The organism is Mojavia sp., assembly GCF_059505145.1.
Genome location: NZ_JCACKA010000001.1, coordinates 1 through 8,182 on the forward strand (window position 1 = coordinate 1; position 8,182 = coordinate 8,182).

At 45.1% G+C, this 8,182-nt stretch carries 12 protein-coding genes; 4 read left to right on the plus strand and 8 right to left on the minus strand.

Annotation, left to right across the window (positions count from 1 at the left end; genetic code table 11):
- The 8 genes from AC5JL8_RS00005 to AC5JL8_RS00040 form a co-directional block, all read right to left on the minus strand.
- A partial coding sequence (locus AC5JL8_RS00005; RefSeq protein WP_495877728.1) for a hypothetical protein occupies positions 1-548 on the minus strand: 548 nt, incomplete at its 3' end.
- 163 nt (positions 549-711) lie between these two features.
- A complete protein-coding gene (locus AC5JL8_RS00010; protein WP_495877729.1) occupies positions 712-1,383 on the minus strand; it encodes a hypothetical protein in 672 nt (223 codons plus the stop codon).
- 9 nt (positions 1,384-1,392) lie between these two features.
- Positions 1,393-1,698 (minus strand): hypothetical protein, encoded by a 306-nt coding sequence (locus AC5JL8_RS00015; protein WP_495877730.1) that lies wholly within the window; start codon positions 1,696-1,698, stop codon positions 1,393-1,395.
- A 97-nt stretch (positions 1,699-1,795) separates the two neighbouring features.
- The gene (locus AC5JL8_RS00020; RefSeq protein ID WP_495877731.1) at positions 1,796-2,059 is read right to left on the minus strand and encodes a hypothetical protein; all 264 of its coding nucleotides are present in this window, start codon (positions 2,057-2,059) and stop codon (positions 1,796-1,798) included.
- On the minus strand, positions 2,056-2,253 hold the full coding sequence (locus AC5JL8_RS00025; RefSeq protein ID WP_495877732.1) for a hypothetical protein: 198 nt from the start codon (positions 2,251-2,253) through the stop codon (positions 2,056-2,058). Before AC5JL8_RS00025 ends, AC5JL8_RS00020 begins: the two co-directional genes overlap by 4 nt.
- A gap of 8 nt (positions 2,254-2,261) precedes the next feature.
- Positions 2,262-2,528, minus strand: a complete 267-nt coding sequence (locus AC5JL8_RS00030) for a hypothetical protein (RefSeq protein ID WP_495877733.1) — start codon at positions 2,526-2,528, stop codon at positions 2,262-2,264.
- 147 nt (positions 2,529-2,675) lie between these two features.
- Positions 2,676-3,092 (minus strand): hypothetical protein, encoded by a 417-nt coding sequence (locus tag AC5JL8_RS00035; protein ID WP_495877734.1) that lies wholly within the window; start codon positions 3,090-3,092, stop codon positions 2,676-2,678.
- A 4-nt stretch (positions 3,093-3,096) separates the two neighbouring features.
- Positions 3,097-4,029 carry a ParM/StbA family protein gene (locus AC5JL8_RS00040; protein WP_495877735.1) on the minus strand — a complete coding sequence of 311 codons (933 nt, stop codon included), beginning with the start codon at positions 4,027-4,029 and terminating at the stop codon, positions 3,097-3,099.
- A gap of 383 nt (positions 4,030-4,412) precedes the next feature.
- Here AC5JL8_RS00040 and AC5JL8_RS00045 point away from each other — a divergent pair, with 383 nt between their 5' ends.
- The 4 genes from AC5JL8_RS00045 to AC5JL8_RS00060 all read left to right on the plus strand — a co-directional run.
- Positions 4,413-4,595 carry a hypothetical protein gene (locus tag AC5JL8_RS00045; RefSeq protein WP_495877736.1) on the plus strand — a complete coding sequence of 61 codons (183 nt, stop codon included), beginning with the start codon at positions 4,413-4,415 and terminating at the stop codon, positions 4,593-4,595.
- A 4-nt stretch (positions 4,596-4,599) separates the two neighbouring features.
- A complete protein-coding gene (locus AC5JL8_RS00050) occupies positions 4,600-4,818 on the plus strand; it encodes a hypothetical protein (protein ID WP_495877737.1) in 219 nt (72 codons plus the stop codon).
- A gap of 44 nt (positions 4,819-4,862) precedes the next feature.
- Entirely contained in the window at positions 4,863-5,030 is a 168-nt protein-coding gene (locus AC5JL8_RS00055; RefSeq protein WP_495877738.1) for a hypothetical protein, read from the plus strand.
- Between the two features lie 226 nt (positions 5,031-5,256).
- Positions 5,257-8,182 (plus strand): DUF3854 domain-containing protein (locus tag AC5JL8_RS00060; protein WP_495877739.1); only part of this gene is annotated, 2,926 nt, incomplete at its 3' end.

Genomic DNA, 8,182 nt, shown 5'->3' on the forward strand with positions numbered 1-8,182 from the left:
GCCAACACCAACAACCCAAAGCCAGCTAACCCAATTAGTAGCCAAGGTGTTTCATTCTTTGGAGTTGGCTTAACTTCATAGTTTTTCACCTCTTGATAGAACCGCGTCTTACCTACACTAGATGCCTTGGACACTGCCCTATATTCGTCAAAGGCAATCCACAGCGAAGCCCCTACACTCACTGTGGAGGCAGTTGCTACCATGAAGTCTTTACCAATGTGGATTCTGCCGTCATAGTGAATTTTGGTCAGGGTATCAGCGAAAAATAACCCCAGTACAATGCTGCCGAGTGTCCCAGAAGCGATCGCCCCAATCCCAAGACTTGTTAGTAAGCTCACTCCAGCATTGGCAGTAAACACACCCAGGAATGTAAAGAGTGCTTTGTTTAGCAGTTGCTTGTTACTGAAGACATCACGAATGGATTGCTCAAGGCGATCTCCGTCTTCGTCTTCTGGGGTTTGTTGCTGTGGTGACTGCTCACCCCAAAGGATAGGCGAATTGGCGTTATTCGTTTGAAACTGAGATAGTAGGGATTCCATTTCATTCATGCTGACCTCCTGAAGGGGTGACACAGAAAAAGCCAGAGCGCTTCGAGGCTTCGGGGCAGAGGGGCTGGGGGGCAGAGGAGAGGTTACTGTCCATTCCCCCTTGCACCCCTGCTCCCCTGCACCCCTGCTCTCTTCGCTCCCTGGCGCAAGAATTAGCTAGAGCTTAAATGCCCATGAAGTTGCGGAACCACTGCCCTACACGGCTAATCCCAGCAGTGCGGGAGTAGTTGGGCTTTGGTATGCGGTCGGTTAGAGCTTCACTACCGTTTGTCCACAGTGCAGTAGTTACAGCAGTTTCATAGGCGCGATCTGCTGTGTCTTGGGCTTCTGGTAGTTTGTTGGATGCCTTGATTAAATCCGCCTCATATTTTGCTAGAGCCATGAGGTCGGCGGTGGCCCCTGATATTTGAATCAAGGATGAGCGTTGAGCGTGACGGGTAGCCTCGGCAGTCGTAGCATTGACGTGTTCAGACTGCATTTCGGTCATCTCGTTTTTAAAACGCTGTTCACCCTGCTTTGATGCGTTGATAGCCTTGAGCGTTTGCGTTCCGTGCTTCTGGGTCAGCTGCACCAACTCCGCGTAGGCTTGATTCACATCCCCGGTGGTTTCAATGATTTTGCGGTATGCTGACAATGCCTTGGGTAAATTGGCTTTGGCAGTATCCGACAATCGCGCCATGTCTGCAATTTTGGTGATTACCGTTTGGTCGCCTAAAACTGCTTTGTTGAAGTCTTCAGCCGACACGTCAAATAAACTGCCCATTGCGTTGAGCGTACCAGGGGCATTATTGGGGATATGGTTTTTCAGCTTGGCAGTTCCATAATTACGAGCCATGTTTCACCCCTAACGTTGGTATTTGAGTTGATTAATCAATGCTTCCGCCAGTCCCAGGTGTTCGCCAATCCGCACTCGTTTATGAATACCTTGGACAATTGGAGAGACTGTTGAAAGTGCTTCTACTGCTGCTGAACCACCTTGAACATTTATCTCTGCACTCAAGAGATTTTGGACGACAGAGTGCAATAGCAATAGTTTTTCTACCTTGCCTAGTTGCTCAAATGTGCTGCCATACTGTTGCTGAAGCTCATCCAAGTAGGAACCATCTCCTGGCATGGTGCTTGTGAAGTAGCCAATCGGTTTATTTGTCACGTTAAAATCCTTGTGTAGTGTATTCTTCATTAGGCGGAGATACATTCATGAGTGGGTGCGATCGCCATGTTTGTCAGGCAATGCGATCGCTCCTCTGTTATTCATCAACATCAGAGAAAGTTGCTCTAGCTATTGCACTGGCTAAGAAACCTCCACCACAAACAAAGATTCCGCCAATACTAAAATCCCTATGCTTTGCCCAATTAACACGACGAATCAAAGCATCTTGGGCATAGTTGTTAGCCATGAGATTTAAACCATGACAAATCATTGCTCCGCTTGCGAATAATCCGGCTGAGATAAACAGTGCAATTGCAATTGCCTGTAAGACATTATCAAGATAATTAATCAGGTTTTTCATTGATGAAAACCCTCTCTCGAAATGTCCACAGTTGAACCTGTAGCCTCCCATTGCAGAGTATTGAAAAATTGGCTTACGTCCCCAAGGGTGACATCACAATCAAATTGCAAGCGTTGATATTGTGGATACTGCCGAATTTGAGTTACTAATTGTTGGGCTTCTGCAATCAATTCTGGTAGCGGTTGAGTGTTCATAATTCACCTCAAAAAATTGATAATTGCAGTGATTCTTGACTGATAACACTCGCATTTGTTCTCATTCCTGCGACCTCGTAACAGCGAGTAGTTAAAGCCTTGTGATTGAGCAATAAATCAGCCTTCTTTCGTTGTCCAGCTAGAGGTCGAAAGTGATACTTTGGATGTTGGATTGTCCCTGTTTTATAGAGGTACTGACAGAGAGTTCTATCGATTTGATATACCTTGGAATTGGTTAGTAGAGTTGAATCGTAGACTCTGCTTAAATTATTCATTGCTACTTCTCAAAGACTTAACAAGAGCGTCACCGTAGTTAACCAACAGGATGGTAAATAACTGAGAGTAAGTGTTGATTCCTGTCTATTCAATGATTTCTTTGGCTTTAGGAATGTGCTTTTCGTCTAGAACTACACGCGTTTGACTCATAATTTAAGACTCCTCATCAATGCTTGACCTTTCGGCTTATCTATTGCTTGTGTTTGTTCAATTGGTGCAATTTCTGTCTGAATTTGTGGCTGTTGATTCACAGAATTTGTTAGAGGTGTTTGAAAACTGCTTACATTGACTGCCAAGTATTCCGAAATCAATAAATTTGTGGCAGAAGCTATATTTATCCCTCGCTCTAACCCGTATTGTGACAACCAATCATGATGGCGTTTATCTAGCCTCACTCTTGTTTCACTTGTCTCAATTTGTGACAAATTAGAGAGTTTTAAGTCCCATTTATGTTTGATTGCATCCAACAGCAGATTTACGGTATCACTCAGCTTTGAATAGTTGAGTGAAAGTCTTATTCCCTCAACTTTTGCAGCTACGAGTGCTGCTAAACGTACTTGCATTTCTTCACATAGCCAACAATGCTTGAATATTGGAAAGATGAGGGTCAACAGGAATATAAAATCCTGGTTTAGCACTCAATTTATGACGTACTAAATTGGCACATCCACCAATCAGCATGATGTTGGTGACATCTGCTAGATAATCGTTAGCTGCTGTGGTAATGCCGTCCATCAACCCGTTAAACCAGTTTTCTAATAAGCCAGGGAAGACTGAACTGAAATCATACTTGCGCCCGTAGGTGAAAGAACCGTCAGCTACAGCATCCATCATCTTGGCCACTTTGAATGCAACGTTATCGCGCTTGGCGTAACTCTGCATTAAGTCAGAGTTGATGATGTCGTTAGCCAGGGAGACACCGCCCACTTTGGGGATTGAACGACGGGTCAGCACTTCACCACCGGGAGTCATGACGACATAATTGGTTGTGCCGCCGCCGATGTCGATGCCGAGTGTGTCGCCTGCTATATCCAGCAAGCCTTTTCTGTAACCGTTGACCACTGCCACATCGGTTTCTAGGTAAAACTCAACATTTTTAATACGGTGTTTATAGGTTCTGCCATTAACTGTGACTTGATGATCTGCAATCAAAGTTTGACGGATTGTGTCTTCATCCCAATGATTACGCTCTGGTACTAAGAACCGGACAGTACCCTCAAAATCTTGACGCAAGCCTGCCAGGGTGAAAGGTTTAACAAATTCTGGTAGCTGTTTGCCTCGCTCGGCGGCGGTTTGCGGGTTTTTCTGCTTGGTGGCGCGATCGCCCAAAACTAGTACTTTGTCGTCTAGTTTGACGCTGGGTGAATCATCTGTGTCACAAGTTCTGGCGCTGGTATAGGTAACATCCTGAAACACTGAGCGCATCACGCGAGGCTTTTCGCCTTTGAGAGCAGTAATGCTGGTGAAGTTACCAATATCTGCAAAGTAAATGTTGATCACTTTTAACTCTCCGATTGAGCTAGTAGCAACCGCATTGCATATACAGAGATGCGGCTGTTGCTAACCTTTGAGGATAGCTATGTCGGTTGTGATGTTCGTTTTACTCCCGCACAACTTTATCTAACAGAGTCTTGCTCACGCTTTAAAGCCATGCTGAACTCAGAGGTACTTATAAAGCCTTATTTGTCATGGTTCAGGTGTGGGCTGTTCATTTTACGTCTATAAATATAGTAACTATAATGCAACCAAAATGGTATCATTTAAAATCAAATTAGTATCATTTTTCTAAATGTTCCATGCAATGATATATTAGCTAAAGTGATACCAAAAAGGTATCACTTTAGTTATGCTGGTGCTAGTCAATCTAATGTAGAGGTAGATAAATGACAGTTCTTTACATGGCGCGACAAAAAAGACCAACAACAAATAGGACAACGCGATACCTAGATGAAATTGTGGAAGCGTTAGATAGGTATGCAGAAGATCAGATGATTAGCTCTAATGCAGCAGTCAACAAACTTCTAAAAGAAAGATTAACCGAATTGGGGTACATCAAAGAAACTTAATACTATGACCGAATCACCAAGATTTTGCGGCAACAACGGACAACCACCCAGATGGCTTGACCAAATAGAAACAATCCTACTGCGAGTTGCCCAACAAGAGGAAACAAATACACAAGGGGTTTTAGGTTTTATTAGAAAAAAAGTTTTATCACTGCACTTTGTCTATTTTTTACCTGACTTTTTGCAGACAAAGAATAGCAGAAAGTCAGTTTCTTTTTATTAAAGCTCGAAATATGATGCTTAAGTGATACATCCAGTGGAAGAAACATGAATACAACCACTAAGATTCCCGCAACTACTACTACCAGTGTGCGCCTACCAGAAAAAGAATTACAAAAATGGACTAGGGCAGCTAATGCACTAAAGGTAAGTCGAAATCGACTTATTCTAGATGCGGTAGCTGCATACCTGGAGCAGACTTACCATGCTCTGTAAGCAAAAAAAAGGGTAGTCCCTCACCTGCTTTCGGATGTGCCACAAAGAAAACACCTAGTTACTAGGCTAGAACACACCAAGACGATTACCAGTCGTCACCCAGCGGTTAGTACTACCGCACCAGAATTTATTACTTTTCTAGTTCTAGCGTAACAGTGGCGTGCTTGAAAGCGAAAGGGATTACTCAATCTTTATCAAGACCAATCGCAAAATTAAGGAGCCACAAATGAATACGCTAGAAACGCAGAATGCGCCCGGACTCTCACATCATGGCGCACTGCAAAATAATTCGATTGCTCAAATTCTAACGCAATCTGCTCCAGTTAAGCAAGAGTTAGTACCACCCCCTACCACCTTCAACAGCAGCCCACTTGAGGAACGGCGGAACAAATTTGAGAGTTTTGAACAATTCCAAGCGTTTATTCGCCAGTCATTCATTGAAGGTTCAGGGATTGCAACAGAAGTATTTGATGCCTGTGTCGAATTCCACCAAGATATTGAATGTGTTCTTGGCGGTGATGTAGAAACCCCAATCCATAACGCTTTAGGCTGGGATTACAAGCGATTTGGGCATCAAGCCAACGAGCCGTTGTATGCCGCGTTTTTGATGAATGAAGATGGTTCAGTATGGCAGGTAATGGTCAGTTTATGGGACGAAGATAAGGAACGCCCATACAAGTATCTTGCGCCCAAAGGCGGCGGCAATCGAGCATTTTTGCCCCCTGTACCCCCCGAAGCGCGGCAGATGATAGGGGAACGCTACGGCCTAAAAGTGCCAAAAGTTGGTAGCTTTTGGCAATGGCTCAAAGAATCGTCCATAGAAAGAGGTATCACCGAGGGCGGCAAGAAAGCCCTGTGTGCCATCTCCAATGGATATGTGATGATGGGTCTTTATGGCTGCGAATGCGGCGCAACTGGGATTAATGCCTGCTTGATAGAAGATTTAATTCCTTTCGCCAGCCAGGAAACAGGATGGCTCATCGCCTTTGACCAGGACACAAAGCGCAGTGCCAAAAAAGCAGTAGCCAGAGGGACAAGGAAACTGCACAAAGCATTAGAGAAGCGAGATTGCTACGCGGCTAATGTAAACTGGGATGCAAAAGACGGTAAGGGGCTGGATGATTTGATTGTCAATCAGGGAGCAGGGGCTTTTGATGATGCCTATGAAACGGCGATCGTCTCCTTAGAAAAACAATTTTCAAAGCGCAGAACTTTTCGAGTGCCGCCTGCGGATAAGATAGGGCGTGAGATAGCCCAAGAGTACCGTGACCGACTGGCTTTTAACAATGAGATTGCCCTGTGGATGCGCTATGAGGCTGATTTTGCTGGGGTCTGGTCGCCGGAAACCAACGAATTTATCGAAGCGATCGTCTCACAGATACTTGCCAGCAAGGGGATTGAAGGCTACAACTCCCACACCTACATTACCAACATCGTCAAAGCCATGCGAAATCAACTGATAGTTCGCAAATGGCTTGAGGCTTCCCCCAGAGAAATGTTGCCCTTTATGAATGGTGTGGTGGAGTTGTCCACAGGCAAGCTTTTACCCCATTCCCCCAGTTATCGCCTGACTTGGCAACTGCCACGAGACTATGACCCCAATGCTAAAAACTGGTCAGAAATTGACGCGTTCCTCAACCACTTGTCTAACGGTAACGATGCCATCAAAGACCTGTTACTTTGCTACTGTAACGCCGTCATCAAGGGCAGACATGACCTGCAAAAATTTATTCACCTGATTGGCCCTGGTGGTACGGGCAAAGGCAGTTTTAGTCGGCTGTTGGTGAATTTAATTGGTGAACAGAATGTCCACACCACAACTCTTGAGGAATGGTGCAATAACAGATTTGAGGGAGCCAACGCTTACCGCAAGCGATTGGTACTGTTCCCAGATGAAGACAAGCAAACTGGGAAGCTGGGGAAATTCCTGTCATTAACCGGGGAAGACTTTATCAGGGCAGAGGAGAAAGGGAAAAAGGCGTTTCCATATCGCTACGACGGTATGGCATTGGTGCTTTCCAACCTGCCGATTTTTATGGGCGAATCAGCCAGCCGCGTCAAGCGCCGCGTGATTACCATCCCTTGTAATCAAGAAGTACCACCCTCAAAACGCCGCAACTTAGAGGTGGTATTTGCGCCGGAACTATCCGCATTTACCAACTATGTTCTGAGTATCCCCGATGAACACGTTACAAACGTATTACTGGGATTACAAGAGATTCCCGAATGTGCCTTAGAATTTTGGGAAAACCGCACCCGTGTTGATTCCATCGCTGCTTGGATTAATCAGCACATCATTTATGACCCAATGGCGAAAACACCAGTCGGCAGCGATCGCCATGAAGGAGAAGACGGTACTACCCCCGTGACATTATTCGGCTCGTATAACAGCTATTGCCGCAAGTCGGGCAATCATGCCAAACATCACAATAACTTCTCCCCTGATTTATTAGAGTTGTGCCGCAGTGTCCTGGGCTGGGAGGTAGAAAAAGAAGCGACCAAGACCGGGAAATTCATTCGCGGATTGCGCCTAAGAATTGTGGGCATGGATGACCATATCCCAACTCATGACTATACCCTGGCTCAAAGAATTAATGCAGGTGACGGCAGTGGTGACAGCAGTAGTGATGGCACAGGTGACGGCTCTCAATCCCTGATAAATAAGAACTTTGAGGCAGGTGACAGCACAATCCCTGATTTGATTGAAGAAAAAATCGATAATCAAAAATTGGATCTACTCGTTGGAGAAAATTTACCCTCACTGCCAAACACTCAATCAATTTTGCTAGAAAATCAGCCTCAAGAGCCGCTCAAAATCTCAACGCCATCACAAAGCAATCAGAGTAAAGGTTTCGCGCCGTCACAGTCGCCGTCACAGTCGGCATCACAACAGCCGTCACCAGTAGAGATACCTTCTTCAACAGATGATGAATCTTTGTCAGCCGGGGAATTGGGAAACACTCAAGGTAATGCTGATTCTAATGAAGCGGGTTGTGATGGTGATCATGCGAACACCGACGTTATTACTAATGTGGAACGGATTAGCGATTGTATTGCTTTGCAGTCTTGGGAGATGATTGAGGAGCTAGTACTTGAATGGACTCCTGAGTTTAAATCTGCTGTGTGGAATCTGTTGACCCTATCTGAGCGTA